The sequence below is a fragment of the Spirillospora sp. NPDC052269 genome (assembly GCF_040679435.1).
Taxonomy (GTDB): Bacteria; Actinomycetota; Actinomycetes; order Streptosporangiales; family Streptosporangiaceae; genus Spirillospora.
Genome location: NZ_JBFAUU010000009.1, coordinates 328,645 through 343,231, shown reverse-complemented (window position 1 = coordinate 343,231; position 14,587 = coordinate 328,645). Strand labels below are relative to the sequence as shown.

The window sequence follows — 14,587 nt, the reverse complement described above, 5'->3', positions numbered from 1 at the left end:
GCCGACGGGGACTTACATGTCGCGTTCGATGCGGGGATTCGCGCTCGTCCTGACGGCCGTTCTGGCCGCGGGCGCGTGCGGTGGGACGGGTGGGAAGCGGGCGGCCGACACGGCGTCCGTGGGGAAGACCGGGGAGAAGGCGGCCGCCGCGGCGTCCTGGTGGCGGCCCAAGCCGCGGACGACCTGGCAATGGCAGCTCAGTGGACGCGTCGACACCTCCGTCCGCGCCCAGGTGTATGACGTGGACCTGTTCGAGACGCCCGCGGCAACGGTCGCCAAGCTGAAGAAGGCCGGACGACGGACGATCTGCTACACCGCGATCGGCTCGGCCGAGAACTGGCGTCCGGACTACAAGCGCTTCCCGGCGCGCGTGCTGGGCAAGAAGGTCGCGGACTGGCCGGGCGAGCGCTGGGTGGACATCCGGCAGCTGAACGTCCTTCGCCCGATCTGGGCCGCGCGGCTCGACCAGTGCAAGAAGAAGGGCTTCGACGGTGTCGAGCCCGACTGGATGGACGGCTACAAGAACGACACCGGGTTCAAGCTGACCGCCCGGGACCAGCTCGCGTTCAACCGGATGCTGGCGTCCATGGCCCACCAGCGGGGTCTCGCGATCGGGCTCAAGAACGATCTCGACCAGATCCCCCAGCTCGTCGGGACCATGGACTTCGCGGTCAACGAGCAGTGCGCCCAGTACGGCGAGTGCGGACGGCTGATCCCGTTCATCAAGGCGGGCAAGGCCGTTTTCCACGCCGAGTACGAGCTGCCGGTCAGTAAATTCTGCCCGACCTCGCGGAAACTGGGCCTCAGCTCGATCCGCAAGCCGCTGGAACTGACCGCCAAGCGCCAGACCTGCCCGGCGTAGCGGCCGATGTGGCGCGGAGACGCCCCCGGGAACCGGGATACTGGGGGCATGCGGGTGGTGATCGCCGAGGATTCGGTGCTGTTGCGCGAGGGGCTCGTCCGGTTGCTGGCGGACGAGGGTATCGAGACGGTCGCGCAGGTCGGGGACGGTACGGGGCTGCTGCCGGCGGTCGAGGAGCACCGTCCGGACCTGGTGGTCGTGGACGTGCGGATGCCGCCGTCCTTCACCGACGAGGGCCTGCGGGCGGCGCTGGCCGTCCGGGAGCGGCTGCCCGGGACGCCGATCCTCGTGCTGTCGCAGTACGTGGAGGAGCGGTACGCGACCGATCTGATCGGCGGCGGCGCGGAGGGCGTCGGCTACCTGCTGAAGGAGCGGGTCTCGGACATCGCGGAGTTCGTGGACGCGGTGCGCCGGATCGCCGGGGGCGGGACGGTGATCGACCCCGAGGTGATCGGCCAGTTGCTCGGCCGCCGCCGGGTCGGGGACCCGCTGAAGAGCCTCACCCCGCGCGAGCAGGAGGTGCTCGGCCTGATGGCGCAGGGACGCACCAACGGCGCCATCGCCGCCGACCTCGTCGTCACCGAGGGGGCGGTGGAGAAGCACATCTCCAGCATCTTCGCCAAGCTCGGCCTCCAGCCCGCGAGCGGTGAGCACCGTCGCGTTATGGCCGTGCTCACCTACCTCGGTCACGCCTGATCACCTGCCCTGGCCACGCCGGCCCACTTCCCTCCCGGCCCGGCACGGCCGGTTTTCCGGGCCTCTGAAGCGGCCTTGTCACCCACGGTGTCCACATATGATCGGAACGTGCTTGCCGCCGTCCGGGTTCCAAGAGCGTGAGAACGGCCCGGAGCAAGATCATTGAGGCGGGTCGGGAATGCCCGGTGACCTCGGCACGTTCGGGTATCTGGCACACTTGGTGTGCAAGCGCTGCGGTACCGGTTCGCGCCCCCACGTCGCGGGACGTCCGGCGACCGCCCCGAGCGAGGAGAAAACCAGTGAAGCCCGACATTCACCCGAACTATGCCGTCACGACGGTGACGTGCACGTGCGGCAACACCTTCGAGACGCGGAGCACCGCCAAGAACGGCGTCATCAACTCCGACGTCTGCTCCAACTGCCACCCGTTCTACACGGGCAAGCAGAAGATCCTGGACACCGGCGGCCGTGTGGCGCGCTTCGAGCAGCGCTTCGGCAAGAAGGCCAAGTAGCTCGCGCCTGCACCACAGCGCCAAGGAGGGGGCCCGGGGACGAGCCGTCCCCGGGCCCGCTCAAGTCTGCTACCAGGCCGGGACCCATCGTGAAACTCGACGAACTCATCAGCGAATACACCGACATCGAGGGACGGCTCGCCGACCCGTCGGTCCACGCCGACCAGGCGCTCGCCCGCAAGCTGGGCAAGCGGTACGCCCAGCTGCGCCCGATCGTCGAGACCTACCGTGAACTGGGCGCGACCGAGGACGACCTCGCCGCCGCCCGTGAGCTCGCGGGCGAGGACCCGGCCTTCGCCGCGGAGGCCGAGGAGCTGGAGAAGCGCTCCGGCGAGCTGGAGGAGCGGCTGCGGCACCTGCTGCTGCCCCGCGACCCCAGCGACGACAAGGACGTGATCCTCGAGATCAAGGCGGGCGAGGGCGGCGAGGAGTCGGCCCTGTTCGCCGGCGACCTGCTCCGCATGTACCTGCGCTTCGCCGAGCGGACCGGCTGGAAGACCGAGATCATCGACACCCACCCGTCCGACCTCGGCGGGTACAAGGACGTCACGGTCGCGGTGAAGAACAAGTCCGGCGGCGCCGACGCCGAGGGCGTCTGGACCCGGCTGAAGTTCGAGGGCGGCGTCCACCGCGTCCAGCGGGTGCCCGCGACCGAGTCGCAGGGCCGCATCCACACCTCCGCCGTCGGCGTGCTGGTCACCCCGGAGGCCGAGGAGGTGGACGTCCAGATCGACGCGAACGACCTGCGCATCGACGTCTACCGGTCGTCCGGGCCGGGCGGGCAGTCGGTCAACACCACCGACTCGGCGGTCCGCATCACGCACCTGCCGACCGGCGTGGTCGTCTCCTGCCAGAACGAGAAGTCCCAGCTCCAGAACAAGGAGCAGGCGCTGCGCATCCTGCGGTCCCGGCTGCTGGCGATCGCGCACGAGGAGGCGGAGGCCGCCGCGTCCGCCGAGCGCAAGTCGCAGGTCCGGACGGTCGACCGGTCCGAGCGGGTGCGCACCTACAACTACCCGGAGAACCGGATCTCCGACCACCGGGTGGGCTACAAGGCGTACAACCTCGACCAGGTTCTGGACGGCGACCTGCACAACGTCGTCCAGGCCCTCGTGGACGCCGACACCGAGCGACGCCTCGCGGAGGCCCAGCAGTCGTCATGAACCTGCTGCTCGACGAGATCGCCAGGGCCACGGCACGGCTCGCCGACGCCGGGGTCGCCTCGCCGCGCGCGGACGCCGAGGAACTGGCCGCCGCCGTGCACAACGTCAGCCGCGCCGAGCTGCACACCGTCCCGGACGGCGCGTTCGACGCGCTGTTCTGGGAGTACGTGGCGCGCCGCGAGGCCGGCGAACCGCTGCAGCACATCACCGGACGGGCGTTCTTCCGCTATCTGGAGCTGAAGGTCGGCCCGGGGGTGTTCGTCCCGCGTCCGGAGACCGAGGTCATGGTCGGCTGGGCCCTGGAGACCCTCCGCGACATGGACGTCCAGGACCCGCTCGTCGTCGACCTCGGCACCGGTTCGGGCGCGATCGCGCTGTCGCTCGCGCAGGAGGCCCCCCGCGCCCGCGTGCACGCGGTCGAGAAGGACCCGACCGCCTACGTCCACACCGACCGCAACATCGAGGACCTCGACGAGCGCGGCCAGGTCAAGCTGCACCTGGGCGACTTCGCGTCCGCCCTGCCCGAGCTGAACGGCACGGTCGACCTCGTCGTCTCGAACCCGCCGTACATCCCGATGAGCGAGTGGGAGTACGTCCCGACCGACGTCCGCGACCACGACCCGGCGGACGCCCTGTGGGGCGGCGGCGAGGACGGCCTGGACGCGATCCGCGTGGTCGAGCGCACCGCCCGCCGCCTGCTGCGTCCCGGCGGCCACATCGCGGTCGAGCACAGCGATCTGCAGGGCACCGCCGTCTACTGGATCTTCGCCGAGGAGCACGGCTGGCGGGACGTCCGCAACCACAAGGACCTCGTCGGCCGGGACCGTTTCGTCACCGCCCGCCTCGGCACGTCCTGACCGTCCGGCGGCCGTCGCGGACCCGCGCACGCGCACTGCCCGGCCGCCGATAGTCTTTCCCACGTCAGCACAGCAAGCCGAGTTCGACGAGGACAGCCGTGAGCCGACGTTATGACTGCTCGGATCCGATGGAGCGGACGCGCGGGATCGCCGAGGCGGTGTCGGCCGTCCGGCGCGGCGAGCTGATCGTCCTGCCGACCGACACCGTGTACGGGATCGGCGCCGACGCGTTCACCCCGTCGGCGGTGACCGGCCTCCTGAACGCCAAGGGCCGCGGCCGCAACATGCCGCCGCCCGTGCTGGTCGGCTCGGTCCGCGCGGCGACCGCCCTGATCGACGATCTCGGCACCTACGGGCAGGACCTGATCGACGAGTTCTGGCCGGGCGCGCTGACCCTCGTGTGCCGCGCGAACCCCAACCTGATGTGGGATCTGGGCGAGACCAAGGGAACCGTCGCCGTCCGGATGCCCATGGACACCCTGGCCGTCGAGCTGCTGAAGGAGACCGGCCCGCTCGCGGTGTCGAGCGCGAACCTGTCGGGCCGTCCGGCGGCCCGGAACGCCGACGAGGCCGAGGAGATGCTCGGCGACTCGGTCGAGGTCTACCTGGACGGCGGCCAGGTCTCACAGGGCGACGCGTCCACGATCGTGGACCTGACCGGCCCGATCCCGCGCCTGCTGCGCCTCGGCGCGATCTCCGAGGACAAGATCCGCGCGGTCGTCGGCGTCCTGCTCACCGACGAGGACGACATCAAGCCGGACGACGACCTCAAGCCGGAGGACGACGTCCAGCCGGACACCCCGCTTGACGCGCCCGCCGAGACCTCCAAGCCGTACGAGCCGTCCGCGGAGCAGCGGAAGGCCGAGGAGCCCGAGGCCGCGAGCGGTGCGCAGCGCGGCGAGGTCCCAGGGGGAGACACAAAGCCTTCACCTCGCAAGGACGAGCCGGGCACGGCCTCCTGAGCGCCGCCTGAGCCCCGTTCCGGGCGTCCGTCCGGCCCCAAAGCAACGCAAGACACCACAAAAGCCCTGAACCGGCGCCCGAGAACAACGAAACGGGGGCCTCACCGCAGCCGCTGCGGTGAGGCCCCCGTCGTCGTTCATCTACTGATCACGTCCGCGCGCGTCAGCGCGCCGGACGGAGGGTCGATCAGTAGAAGATGCGCCACTTGCCGCCGTGCGAGACGTGGAAGCCGCCCTTGACCGGGTAGCCCTCGCACTCGCGCATGTACATCTTGCCCGTGAGGTAGGACGAGATGGTGAGGCGGGCCGTGGTGCCCTTGCCGTGCGTGTTGTAGATGAAGTAGCTCTGGTGCGCCAGCCGCGGGTTCTGGTACTTGCCGGGCCAGAACACGACCTGCATGCAGGAGTACAGGCCCCGCTTGTTGTCGCGGACGCGGCCGTCGAGCACGCGGATCGGCTTGTGGTTGTAGCTGCTGAACCAGTAGTACCCGTACGCGGTGGTCGCGGCCAGGCCGGACTTCTTGAGGGTGAAGGCCTTCTTGCCCTGGGCGGTCATGCCGTCGCCCGCGGCAGGCACGCCCGGACGGGCGCCCTGCGTGCTGCTGACGACCGATGCCTTGCCGGTCGTGTCGGCGAAGGCGTTGCCGCCGGTCGCCATCAGACCGGCGACCAGCGCGCCGGAGGTGATCGCCACGGTGGCGATGCGTCGCATGGATACTCCATTTCTGGGAGGTATCGGGGTGAAGATCGCCGTAACCGTAGCAGGATCTTCGACGCCTGTTTCCATGCCTTTTCGTGACGCAGTGCAATGTTCGAAGGGACGGGAACCGAAGCGGTTCATCCGGCGTCCAACCAGCTTCGGGACAGGCCTGAGCCCCCCGGTCGGGGCCATATAAAGGATCTCTGAGCTGCACAAATGCCAGAACCATGGAAAGTGCCCACCCGGCCATGTGTCTTTCATCACATTCGTTGTTCGACGACCGAATCCGGACCGGGAACGGCCCGATGAACATCCGCCGAACGGCTCCGGGAACGGTCGGAGCCGCCCAGGGAAAGGCGAATGGTCGGGCGGTGAGGGCCGCCCGGCCATTCAGATGATCTTGCTAAAGAACGCTCGGTAGAGCTTCTTCCACGGTCCGTAGACGTACTTCCAGTTGGAGGCCTTGATGCCGACCTCGCACACGTGGAGGTGGTCGACGTGCGTCGAGTACCAGTCGTGCGCGTGGAACGTGAGCTTCCAGTCGGCGGGACGGCCGGTGGAAATGACCTTCACGCCCATGACCCGGGAGTCGTAGTACTTCTTGCCGGTGGACGTCCATCTTGCCGAGCCTGCTGGTCAGCGCCGGCGCGGCCGGCGCCGACTGGGGTGGACTGGCCCCGACGAGTGAGGGGGGTGCGAGCGAGGGAAAGATCGCAACCGTAGCAAGATCGACGTCGGACATCCCGGCACTTTTACACGTTGTGTACGACATCTCGTTGCTGGTGGGAGGCCATCCGTACACGCTCCGTGACGACAGTCGCCGCGTAGCCTCGACACAGAGTGACTGATGGCATCGAAGAGTAATCGTTTCGTTGTCGCGGTGTGCCGGGGTCGCTGGTGGGAGCATGGGCGGGCTGGCTGAGCTGAGAGCTGGGGGCGACGTGCCGGTGCGGAGCCGTGGAGCGGCGGTCGCGGGCGTCTGTGTGCTTGTGCTGGTCCTGCTGTCCGCCGCGCCCGCGCGGGCGCGCGAGGCCACCCGGCGGTTCGCCGGGGACGGGACGATCCCCACCTACGACGTGGCGCTGGTCATCCGGCGGGACGGCGTCGTGGACGTCCGCGAGACGATCACCTTCGACTTCGGGCCGGACGGCGCGCACGGGTTCGTGCGGCGGGTGCCGTACCGGCGGGGCGAACGGGTGTTCGACATCGATGGCCTGCGGACCAGCTCGTCCACCGGGGCCCCGGCGCGGGCGCGGACCGTCACGCTGCCGCGTGATCTCCAGATCACCGTCGGGGACGGCCGGCGGATCGTCCGCGGGGCGCAGGCGTACGTGATCGAGTACGACCTCGGACGGGTGTTCACGCGGCTGCCGGACGGCCGGTGGGAGCTGGAATGGGACGCGATCGGCACCACCTGGGACGTCCCGATCGCCAACGCCGCCGTGCGGCTGGAATCGCCCACCGCGCACTGGAAGACGTCCTGCCGGGCCGGACGGGACGACGCGACCGTGCCCTGCCTGCGCGACCGGGACGGCCCCTACGCGATGGACTTCCTGCAGACCGGGCTCGGCCCGCATGAGGGCATGACCGTCCGGGTACGGCTACCCGGGGACGCGATCACGCCGCGAGCGCCCCGGTACGTCCGCCCTTACTGGGACGGCGGATGGACCGGAACCGGCCTGCTGGCCCTGACCGTCGTCCTCCTGCCGTGGATGCTGCGGCGTCGCGGGCCCGGCGAGCCGGTGGCGTTCGACGGGGGCGCCCGGCGCGTCCTGGCCGGGCGGATCTTGCTGGTGGCGGCGGTTCTCGCCGTTCTCGGCGACGCCGCCGCCGACGTCGATCGTTACGGGATCTGGGCCGTGTCGCTGGGCGATCTGACTGTGGCGGGGGTCACTCTGGCGATCGCCGGAACGGCGGCACTGTGCGGCCAATGTGCGCCATGCGACGGACGGGAGGAATAGAGTTGGCCCGGAACACCGTCAAGGTGAACGACGCGGAACCTTTCGGTGTCCGCCGTACGTAGGGATCTTCGTGGGGCCGTGGAGCCCCGCCCAGGACGAGTGCCGAGGGGAGGCGCGAGGCGTTGCGGGAGTACCTGCTGACCATCCTCGTGGCCGCCCTCGTGACCTACCTGATCACTCCGGCGGTCCGGAAGTTCGCGGTCTGGTTCGGGGCGCAGGCGGTCCCGCGCGACCGTGACGTGCACGTCATCCCGACGCCGCGACTGGGCGGCCTGGCGATGTTCGTCGGCATGGTCGGGGCGCTGATCGTGGCGTCCGGGCTGCCGAAGATGCGTCAGGTGCTGGCCGAGGGCGACGTGAACGTGGGCCGCGCGCTGCTGCTCGCGGGCGGGCTGATCGTTCTGCTCGGCATCGCCGACGACCGGTGGGAGGTCGACCCGCTCACCAAGTTCGCCGGGCAGGTCGCCGCCGCCGGGATCTTCATCATGCAGGGCATCCAGCTGTACGTGCTGCCCCTGCCGAGCGGTGAGCCGCTGTCGCTGCCGCCCGCCTACGGCGTCCCGCTGACCGTCCTGGTCGTGGTCGCGACGATCAACGCGGTGAACTTCATCGACGGCCTGGACGGCCTGGCCGCGGGCGTCGTGGGCATCGCCTCGCTGGCCCTGTTCTCCTACGCCTACCTGCTGTCGCACGCCAAGGGCATCACGACGCTGAGCGGTCCGACGCTGACCGCCGCCGTGCTGGTCGGGATCTGCGCGGGCTTCCTGCCGCACAACTTCAACCCGGCCCGGATCTTCATGGGCGACACCGGCTCGATGCTGATCGGGCTGCTGCTGTCCGGCTCGACGATCATGCTGACGGGCCAGTTCGACCCGGCCATCATCGGCACCTACCGGCTGTTCCCGCTGTACGTGCCGCTGCTGCTGGTGCCGCTGGTCGCGGCCGTCCCGTTCGTCGACATGCTGCTCGCGGTCTGGCGGCGCACCAACGACGGCCGCTCGCCGTTCAGCCCCGACAAGCGGCACCTGCACCACCGCCTGCTGGAACTCGGCCACTCGGTCCGGCGCGCCGTCCTGATCATGTACTTCTGGGTCGGGCTGCTCGCCGGCGGGCTGATGGGCATGGCCACCACCAGCAACCTCGTCCTGGTGGGGTCGGCCACGCTGACCGTCGCGGTCGGGGGAGTCGTCCTGATGATCGTGCTGCCGCGGGTGGCCCGCCGCCGTGCCGCCGCCGCGGGCCCCACGCTGTCGGTCCCGGTCACCGCGACGGTCGCGCCCGCGGTTGCGGGGGACCTGCCGGTTCCCGACGTCGCCGCAGCTCAGGCCCCGGGGACGGACGTTCCGGACGCGGGCACCGGCAAGCACCGCCAGCACATCTGACCGCACCGCCAGCACATCTGACCGCACCGCCGGCACGTCTGACCGCACCGTCCGGACGGTCCGAGCATCGTTCGGCTGCTCCTAGACTTGCGCCCGTCACCGCGACGTCGCGGCGGGCGTGCCGGGTCCCGGCGTGCCCCACGGCGTTCCGCGGAATCCGAACGAAGACCTGGGCTACAGTCCGTGGTGCACAGGTAACGTTCGGGAGCGTCCATTCATTACATCTTGGGTAATTGTGGACGTTCTGGACGCTTGTGATACCTTTCACTAACAAGAGCCGACCACTGAAAGTGACCGCTCGGAGCCCACATGCACTCTTCCGACGCCCGGATGCTACGCGGCGCCGCGATTCCCTCTGCGGCTGCCGGGGTCATCGCCATCGTTCTCGGAGCACTGCTCGCCGGCGCCAAGGGCGCCATCGGCGCGGGGCTCGGCACGGTCACTGTCCTGGTCTTCTTCTCCGTCAGCGTCGTGGCGGTCAGCTACGCCTCGCGGATCTCGCCGCAGATGATGTTCGCGGCCGCCGTGTTCAGCTACATCGGCAAGCTGCTGGTGATGCTGGCGCTGATCGCCGCCTTCAGCGACGCCACCGCGTGGAACCCGCGGGCGTTCGCGTTCACCGTCGTCGCCCTGACCCTGGTCTGGCTCGGCACGGAGATCCGCAGCACGCTGAAGGCCAAGCAGCTTTACGTCGACCCCGCCCCGTCCGGGCAGAACGCCCCGGCGCGAGACGTGTCCGAGCAGGACGTCGCCACTCCGGCCGACCGGAGCCCGTGATGCACCCTCGGATGATCATGGCGGGATTGGACTACTCCAATATGACCACCGGGGGGGTGGCCTGCTATGGTCCGTCCTGCGATGAGCGAGGAGGGGCACCGGCCCGATCCGCAGGACTCCGAGGAATCCGAGCAGGATCGAATCGATGCGGAACACCGAGGCTTCGCCAACGCCGCCTGGTCGATCCCGAGCTACATCTTGAGCGGGATGGCGGTGTACGGCGGGCTCGGCTGGCTGCTGGATCGATGGCTGGGCACCTCGGCGCTGTTCCCCATCGGAATCCTGGTGGGCCTTGCTCTCGCGCTCTACCTGGTCTTCCACCGCTACGGGCGGACGGGCTGAGGCGACAGCCGAAGCACGCCCCGCCCGCAGCGGCGAAGCCCTACGCCGACTTTGGAACGTCGCCGCTGCCTCCGGGCACGCAGCCGACGAAGAACCACCGACTGACTAGCCGAGTCACTGACGAAGGGACTGCCGCGTGAGCGCGCCGCACCTCCTCGCCTCCGGCAGTGGAGACGAGTTCGAGGCACCCGGCCTCGAAATCTTCCACTGGGGGCCGCTGTTCCCCGACGGTCCCTCGTGGCTGCACTGGCTCACCAAGCCCACCCTGATCGTCGCCCTCGCGGGCCTGCTCGCGATCGTCTTCGCGTGGCGCGCGTTCGCCGGCGCGAAGCTGGTGCCGCGGGGCGTGCAGAACGTGGGCGAGGTCGCCTACCTGTTCGTACGCGACCAGGTGGCCCGGCCGATGCTCGGCAAGGACGGGGACCGGTGGATGCCGTTCCTGTTCTCCACCTTCTTCTTCATCCTGTTCATGAACTGGATGGGCGTCGTCCCGGTGCTGTACCTGCCGGTGAACTCGCACATCGCGTACCCGATCGTGCTCGCCATCGCGGTCTACGGGATGATGCTCTTCCTGGGCATCAAGCACCAGGGCCTGGTCGGCTACTTCAAGAACATGATGTTCCCGCCCGGCCTGCCCAAGCCGCTGTACATCATCCTCGCGCCGATCGAGCTCCTCTCGAACCTGATCCTGCGCCCCTTCACGCACTCGGTCCGACTGTTCGCGAACATGTTCGCCGGTCACCTGCTGCTCGCCTTCTTCGCCTCGGTCGCCTACTGGTTCCTGGTGGAGAAGCTCACCGTCCTGGGCGCCGGAGTTGGAATCGTCGGCTTCGTCATGACGATCGTCATGACCGCCTTCGAGCTGTTCATCCAGGCTCTCCAGGCGTTCATCTTCACGCTGCTCGCCGCCAGCTACATCCAGAGCGGCCTGCACGCGGACCACTGATCCACCCGCAACCAAGCAACCCTCCGGTGGGGCGGCCCCGCCGGTCGAGTGAAAAGGAAAGAGCACATGCTCGCTGAAGCCGTCAACACCCTTGCTGGCAGCGACTCCGTCACCGGCAGCCTCGGCTCCGTCGCGTATGGCCTCGCCGCCATCGGCCCGGGCATCGGCGTGGGCATCATCTTCGGTCAGGGTGTGCAGGCGATCGCCCGCCAGCCCGAGCTGACCAACGTCATCCGCCAGAACATGCTGCTGGGCTTCGCGCTCACCGAGGCGCTCGCCCTCATCGGTTTCGTTGTGCCGTTCGTGCACAAGTAAACCTTCCACTACTTGAATCGGAAGGTGGGAACTAGATGATGCTGGCTTCGGAAAACCCTCTGGTCCCAGAAGCCTCTGAGCTGATCTTCGGCACCATCGCTTTCCTCGTCGTCCTCATCCTGGTCGGCTGGAAGCTGGTTCCGCAGATCCAGAAGACCCTCGCCGAGCGGACGGACGCCATCGAAGGCGGCCTGAAGCGCGCCGAGGCGGCTCAGGACGAGGCCAAGGAGACGCTGGAGCAGTACCGCGCCCAGCTCGCCGAGGCCCGCAAGGAGGCCGCCCGGCTTCGCGAGGAGGCTCGCGAGGAGGGCGCCCAGATCAAGGCCGACATCACCGAGCAGGCCCAGGCCGAGGCTCGGCGGATCGTCGAGTCGGCGCACGCCCAGATCGAGGCCGACCGGCAGCAGGCGCTCCAGTCGCTGCGCTCCGAGATCGGCACCCTGTCGGTCGAGCTGGCCGGCCGCGTCGTCGGCGAGTCCCTCGAGGACAACGCCCGGCAGAGCCGCGTCGTCGACCGGTTCCTCGAGGAGCTCGAGGGACGCGCGAGCACGCGGGAGCAGATCACATCATGACCATCACGGGAGCGGTGAGCAGGGCGTCGCTGGCCACGGCCCAGGAGCGGCTCGAGGCGGTCATTCCGTCCGCCGACCTGAGCCGGCTCGGCGCGGACCTGTTCGCGGTGCTGAACCTGCTCGACCGCGAGCACGGCCTGCGGCGGGCGGTCTCCGACCCGTCCCGGGACGGCGCGGACAAGGCGCAGCTCGTTCAGGTCCTGCTTGAGGGCAAGGTCTCGCCGGCCGCTCTCGGGCTGGTCGCCGATGTCGTGCGGACGAAGTGGTCCAAGCCCTCGGAGATGTCGGACGGAGTGGAGACCCTCGCGGTCACCGCCGAGGCCGCGCGCGCCGAGGCCGACGACCAGATCGACGACCTCGAGGACGAGCTGTTCCGGTTCTCGCGGGTGGTGGAGGGCGACCCCGCGCTGCGCGGGGCGCTGTCGTCGCCCGGGATCCCGGACGAGCGCAAGAAGGGCCTGCTGGACGCGCTGCTCGGCGGCAAGGTCACCGCCGCGACGCTCGAGCTGGTCACCGAGCTTGTGCTGCGCCCGCGGGGACGTAGCCTGGAAGGCGGGCTGGCCGAGTACGGCAGGCTCGTTGCCAAGCGGCGGCAGCGACTGGTGGCGCTCGTGCGCACGCCGGTGGACCTGTCGGCCGACCAGCGCACCCGGCTCGCCGCCGTGCTCGCCACGGCCTACGGCCACCAAGTACACCTCAACATCGAGCTCGACCCCACTCTGATCGGCGGCCTGTCGGTCCAGATCGGGGACGAGATCATCGACGGCACGATCGCCGGACGGCTGGACGACGTCCGCCGGCGGCTCGCCAGCTGACGAGCGACGGCTCGCGCCGCTCGGCAAGCTGCACGCACGACGAGCCACCGACGAGCCACCTGAGCCCCAAGGGAGCAAGAGAGGAATCATGGCGGAGCTGACGATCCGTCCGGATGAGATCCGGAACGCGCTGGAGCGCTTCGTCCAGTCGTACGAGCCCGAGGCCGCCGCGCGCGAAGAGGTCGGCACCGTCGTCGATTCCGGCGACGGCATCGCGCACGTCGAGGGCCTTCCCTCCGCGATGGCCAACGAACTCCTGGAGTTCGAGGACGGCACGCGCGGTCTGGCTCTGAACCTGGACGTCCGTGAGATCGGCGCCATTGTCCTGGGTGACTCCAGCAAGATCGAGGAGGGCCAGAAGGTCCGCCGCACCGGCGAGGTCCTCTCGGCCCCGGTCGGCGACGGCTTCCTCGGTCGCGTCGTGGACGCGCTGGGCAACCCGATCGACGGCAAGGGCCCGATCGAGTCGACCGAGCGTCGTGCGCTGGAGCTGCAGGCCCCGACCGTCGTTCAGCGACAGTCGGTCAAGGAGCCGCTGCAGACCGGCATCAAGGCCATCGACTCGATGACCCCGATCGGTCGCGGTCAGCGGCAGCTGATCATCGGTGACCGGCAGACCGGTAAGACCACGGTCTGCATCGACACCATCCTGAACCAGAAGGAAGCCTGGGAGACGGGCGACGAGAACAAGCAGGTCCGCTGCATCTACGTCGCCGTCGGCCAGAAGGGCTCCACGATCGCCAACGTGCGCCGCACCCTCGAGGAAGCGGGCGCGCTGGAGTACACCACGATCGTGGCCGCCCCGGCGTCCGAGCCGGCCGGTTACAAGTACATCGCGCCGTACACCGGTTCCGCGATCGGCCAGCACTGGATGTACCAGGGCAAGCACGTCCTGATCGTGTTCGACGACCTGTCGAAGCAGGCCGAGGCGTACCGCGCCGTGTCCCTGCTGCTGCGTCGTCCGCCGGGCCGTGAGGCCTACCCCGGTGACGTCTTCTACCTGCACTCGCGTCTGCTCGAGCGCTGCGCGAAGCTGTCGGACGACCTGGGCGCGGGCTCGATGACCGGTCTGCCGATCATCGAGACCAAGGGCAACGACGTCTCGGCGTTCATCCCCACCAACGTCATCTCGATCACCGACGGTCAGTGCTTCCTGGAGACCGACCTGTTCAACCAGGGCGTCCGGCCCGCGGTGAACGTCGGTATCTCGGTCTCCCGAGTCGGTGGCTCGGCGCAGATCAAGGGCATGCGGAAGGTCGCCGGCACCCTGCGTCTGGCGCTCTCCCAGTTCCGTGACCTGGAGGCGTTCGCGGCCTTCGCGTCCGACCTGGACGCGGCCTCCCGCGCCCAGCTCGAGCGCGGCGCCCGCCTGGTCGAGCTGCTCAAGCAGCCGCAGGGCTCGCCGTTCCCGGTCGAGAAGCAGGTCGTCTCGGTGTGGGCGGGCACGTCCGGCGAGCTGGACGACGTGCCGGTGGAGGACATCCGCCGGTTCGAGGACGAGTTCCTCGACCACGTCGAGCGCCAGCACGGCGGCATGCTGACCGCGATCCGTGAGACCGGCCAGCTCTCCGACGACAGTCTGACCACCCTCAAGGACGCCATCACGGAGTTCAAGAAGGGGTTCGAGACCAGCTCGGGCGGACTGCTCGGCGACGAGTCCGCCGAGCCGATCGCGGACGAGGACGTCGAGCAGGAGACGATCAAGCGCGTCAAGAAGGGCTGACG

General features: G+C 69.3%; 17 protein-coding genes. 15 read left to right on the top strand and 2 right to left on the bottom strand.

The window, feature by feature from the left end; translation table 11 throughout:
* Positions 1-16 precede the first annotated feature (16 nt).
* The 6 genes from AB0L06_RS21810 (at position 17) to AB0L06_RS21785 (ending at position 5,052) form a co-directional block, all read left to right on the top strand.
* A complete protein-coding gene (locus AB0L06_RS21810; RefSeq protein ID WP_500232879.1) occupies positions 17-862 on the top strand; it encodes an endo alpha-1,4 polygalactosaminidase in 846 nt (281 codons plus the stop codon).
* Positions 863-910: 48 nt separating this feature from the next.
* Positions 911-1,558 carry a response regulator transcription factor gene (locus AB0L06_RS21805; protein ID WP_500232878.1) on the top strand — a complete coding sequence of 216 codons (648 nt, stop codon included), beginning with the start codon at positions 911-913 and terminating at the stop codon, positions 1,556-1,558.
* Between the two features lie 299 nt (positions 1,559-1,857).
* Positions 1,858-2,070, top strand: a complete 213-nt coding sequence (gene rpmE, locus AB0L06_RS21800) for a 50S ribosomal protein L31 (protein WP_500232877.1) — start codon at positions 1,858-1,860, stop codon at positions 2,068-2,070.
* An 89-nt stretch (positions 2,071-2,159) separates the two neighbouring features.
* Entirely contained in the window at positions 2,160-3,233 is a 1,074-nt protein-coding gene (prfA, locus tag AB0L06_RS21795; protein ID WP_500232876.1) for a peptide chain release factor 1, read from the top strand.
* Complete coding sequence (prmC, locus tag AB0L06_RS21790) at positions 3,230-4,090, top strand: peptide chain release factor N(5)-glutamine methyltransferase (RefSeq protein ID WP_500232875.1); 861 nt, start codon at positions 3,230-3,232, stop codon at positions 4,088-4,090. The genes prfA and prmC overlap by 4 nt, the downstream gene beginning before the upstream one ends.
* Positions 4,091-4,188: 98 nt before the next feature.
* Positions 4,189-5,052, top strand: coding sequence for an L-threonylcarbamoyladenylate synthase (locus AB0L06_RS21785; protein ID WP_500232874.1), 864 nt, complete (start codon positions 4,189-4,191; stop codon positions 5,050-5,052).
* A gap of 187 nt (positions 5,053-5,239) precedes the next feature.
* Here the strand turns inward: AB0L06_RS21785 and AB0L06_RS21780 are convergent, their stop codons facing one another.
* Together AB0L06_RS21780 and AB0L06_RS21775 are read right to left on the bottom strand one after the other, a co-directional pair.
* Positions 5,240-5,764, bottom strand: a complete 525-nt coding sequence (locus AB0L06_RS21780; RefSeq protein ID WP_500232873.1) for a hypothetical protein — start codon at positions 5,762-5,764, stop codon at positions 5,240-5,242.
* A 378-nt stretch (positions 5,765-6,142) separates the two neighbouring features.
* Positions 6,143-6,325 (bottom strand): hypothetical protein, encoded by a 183-nt coding sequence (locus tag AB0L06_RS21775; protein WP_500232872.1) that lies wholly within the window; start codon positions 6,323-6,325, stop codon positions 6,143-6,145.
* A gap of 374 nt (positions 6,326-6,699) precedes the next feature.
* Between AB0L06_RS21775 and AB0L06_RS21770 the strand changes: the two genes are divergently transcribed.
* The 9 genes from AB0L06_RS21770 to atpA all read left to right on the top strand — a co-directional run bounded on the left by AB0L06_RS21770 (position 6,700) and on the right by atpA (position 14,585).
* On the top strand, positions 6,700-7,713 hold the full coding sequence (locus tag AB0L06_RS21770) for a DUF2207 domain-containing protein (protein WP_500232871.1): 1,014 nt from the start codon (positions 6,700-6,702) through the stop codon (positions 7,711-7,713).
* Positions 7,714-7,835: 122 nt separating this feature from the next.
* Positions 7,836-9,095: a glycosyltransferase family 4 protein gene (locus tag AB0L06_RS21765; protein WP_500232870.1), complete on the top strand. Its 1,260-nt coding sequence runs from the start codon at positions 7,836-7,838 to the stop codon at positions 9,093-9,095.
* Between the two features lie 309 nt (positions 9,096-9,404).
* Positions 9,405-9,872, top strand: a complete 468-nt coding sequence (locus tag AB0L06_RS21760) for a Cg1360 family ATP-synthase-associated protein (RefSeq protein WP_500232869.1) — start codon at positions 9,405-9,407, stop codon at positions 9,870-9,872.
* A gap of 81 nt (positions 9,873-9,953) precedes the next feature.
* Positions 9,954-10,214 (top strand): AtpZ/AtpI family protein, encoded by a 261-nt coding sequence (locus AB0L06_RS21755; protein WP_500232868.1) that lies wholly within the window; start codon positions 9,954-9,956, stop codon positions 10,212-10,214.
* A gap of 136 nt (positions 10,215-10,350) precedes the next feature.
* Positions 10,351-11,160: a F0F1 ATP synthase subunit A gene (gene atpB / locus AB0L06_RS21750; protein ID WP_500232867.1), complete on the top strand. Its 810-nt coding sequence runs from the start codon at positions 10,351-10,353 to the stop codon at positions 11,158-11,160.
* Positions 11,161-11,226: 66 nt separating this feature from the next.
* Positions 11,227-11,475, top strand: a complete 249-nt coding sequence (atpE, locus tag AB0L06_RS21745; protein WP_500232866.1) for an ATP synthase F0 subunit C — start codon at positions 11,227-11,229, stop codon at positions 11,473-11,475.
* Positions 11,476-11,510: 35 nt separating this feature from the next.
* Positions 11,511-12,047 carry a F0F1 ATP synthase subunit B gene (locus AB0L06_RS21740; protein WP_500232865.1) on the top strand — a complete coding sequence of 179 codons (537 nt, stop codon included), beginning with the start codon at positions 11,511-11,513 and terminating at the stop codon, positions 12,045-12,047.
* Entirely contained in the window at positions 12,044-12,862 is an 819-nt protein-coding gene (locus AB0L06_RS21735; protein WP_500232864.1) for a F0F1 ATP synthase subunit delta, read from the top strand. Before AB0L06_RS21740 ends, AB0L06_RS21735 begins: the two co-directional genes overlap by 4 nt.
* A gap of 88 nt (positions 12,863-12,950) precedes the next feature.
* Positions 12,951-14,585 carry a F0F1 ATP synthase subunit alpha gene (atpA, locus tag AB0L06_RS21730; RefSeq protein ID WP_500232863.1) on the top strand — a complete coding sequence of 545 codons (1,635 nt, stop codon included), beginning with the start codon at positions 12,951-12,953 and terminating at the stop codon, positions 14,583-14,585.
* Positions 14,586-14,587: the final 2 nt, after the last annotated feature.

Excerpts from the sequence above, each read along its gene's own strand:
- AB0L06_RS21735 (WP_500232864.1), top strand. The coding sequence starts at position 12,044 with ATGACCATCACGGGAGCGGTGAGCAGGGCGTCGCTGGCCACGGCCCAG.
- AB0L06_RS21805 (WP_500232878.1), top strand. The coding sequence starts at position 911 with ATGCGGGTGGTGATCGCCGAGGATTCGGTGCTGTTGCGCGAGGGGCTC.
- AB0L06_RS21810 (WP_500232879.1), top strand. The coding sequence starts at position 17 with ATGTCGCGTTCGATGCGGGGATTCGCGCTCGTCCTGACGGCCGTTCTG.
- AB0L06_RS21740 (WP_500232865.1), top strand. The coding sequence starts at position 11,511 with ATGATGCTGGCTTCGGAAAACCCTCTGGTCCCAGAAGCCTCTGAGCTG.
- AB0L06_RS21755 (WP_500232868.1), top strand. The coding sequence starts at position 9,954 with ATGAGCGAGGAGGGGCACCGGCCCGATCCGCAGGACTCCGAGGAATCC.
- AB0L06_RS21760 (WP_500232869.1), top strand. The coding sequence starts at position 9,405 with ATGCACTCTTCCGACGCCCGGATGCTACGCGGCGCCGCGATTCCCTCT.
- atpA (WP_500232863.1), top strand. The coding sequence starts at position 12,951 with ATGGCGGAGCTGACGATCCGTCCGGATGAGATCCGGAACGCGCTGGAG.
- atpE (WP_500232866.1), top strand. The coding sequence starts at position 11,227 with ATGCTCGCTGAAGCCGTCAACACCCTTGCTGGCAGCGACTCCGTCACC.
- AB0L06_RS21780 (WP_500232873.1), bottom strand. The coding sequence starts at position 5,764 with ATGCGACGCATCGCCACCGTGGCGATCACCTCCGGCGCGCTGGTCGCC.
- prmC (WP_500232875.1), top strand. The coding sequence starts at position 3,230 with ATGAACCTGCTGCTCGACGAGATCGCCAGGGCCACGGCACGGCTCGCC.